Genomic DNA, 1,109 nt, shown 5'->3' on the forward strand with positions numbered 1-1,109 from the left:
CGATCAGACTGTGCTCGCTCCTCGCCCCGAGGACGGACCGTGATCTGCGATTGCAGCAGACGCTGGAGCCGGGACGGAAAAGCCCGCCGCCCGAACTGCGCGGCGGGCTTTTGGTGCAATAATCAACCCACTGTAGACCGTCTGGCCACAACTAGCTCAGGATAACCACGATCTTGTAGGTATTCGGGTCGACGATGACGATCCGGCCGTCGGCGAGCACGAAATACTCGTAACTTTCGTAAGCCGGAACGATCTTGACGATGCGCGCCGGCAGACGATGCAAGCGGACCTTCTTCCGCGGAACCTCGATGCCGACGGAGATATCGAAATCGACGCTGGAAACGGGTTGGACGTTCGTCTCCTTGATGACCTGCGTGATCTCTGTCTTCTGTTCAACGGTCACATTGCTGATGGAAGCGGTCGAACTCTGGTCTTGCGTCTGCGTCGAGGCATTGCCCTGAGTCTGCTCGGTGGTCGTGGTCCCAGTCTTGCCCTGAGCCTGCTCCTCGGTCTTCATTTTCGTGTTGCCTTGGGCCTGCTCGGTAGCGGTGGTTCCGGCCTTGCCCTGGGCCTGTTCGTCGGTCTTCATTTTGGTGCTGCCCGTGGCCTGCTGGTCAGTCGTAGCGCCGGCCTTGCCTTGGGCTTGCTCGTCAGTCTTCATCTTCGTGTTGCCCGTGGCCTGCTGGTCGGTCGTGGCGCCGGCCTTGCCCTGGGCCTGCTCTTCGGTCTTCAGCTTCTTGTTGCCCTGCGCCTGTTGATCAGTCGTGGCGCCGGCCTTGCCCTGGGCTTGCTCGTCGGTCTTCAGCTTCGGTTTGCCCTGCGCCTGTTGATCAGTCGCAGCGCCGGCCTTGCCCTGAGCCTGCTCGTCCATCTTGGCGCCATTCTGGCAATTGGCAGCGCCGGCTGCGCAATTGGCGCCGGACTGGTCGTCGGTCGACTGCTGCGTCTGGGCAAGTGCAGCTCCGCAGCTGACGCTGATTGCTAGCAAGCTGGTGATCAGAACGCCTTTCATGAGAGATCTCCTTGGAAAATGCGTCCCTTCACCGCGTAAAACTGCGGCTAAAAAATTTTGTTCCAAACCAATGGAGCGAAACGGCAAGCGATCCGAG

The 1,109-nt window shown here is 60.1% G+C and carries 1 protein-coding gene; it reads right to left on the bottom strand.

The features are described from left to right. Nucleotides 1–151: 151 nt before the first annotated feature. A complete protein-coding gene (locus NKI22_RS31360) occupies nucleotides 152–1,012 on the bottom strand; it encodes a DUF1236 domain-containing protein (RefSeq protein WP_352816235.1) in 861 nt (286 codons plus the stop codon). Between the last annotated feature and the right edge of the window lie 97 nt (nucleotides 1,013–1,109).

The organism is Mesorhizobium sp. M0778 (assembly GCF_040320105.1).
Taxonomy (GTDB): Bacteria; Pseudomonadota; Alphaproteobacteria; order Rhizobiales; family Rhizobiaceae; genus Mesorhizobium.

Excerpts from the sequence above, each read along its gene's own strand:
- NKI22_RS31360 (WP_352816235.1), bottom strand. The coding sequence starts at position 1,012 with ATGAAAGGCGTTCTGATCACCAGCTTGCTAGCAATCAGCGTCAGCTGC.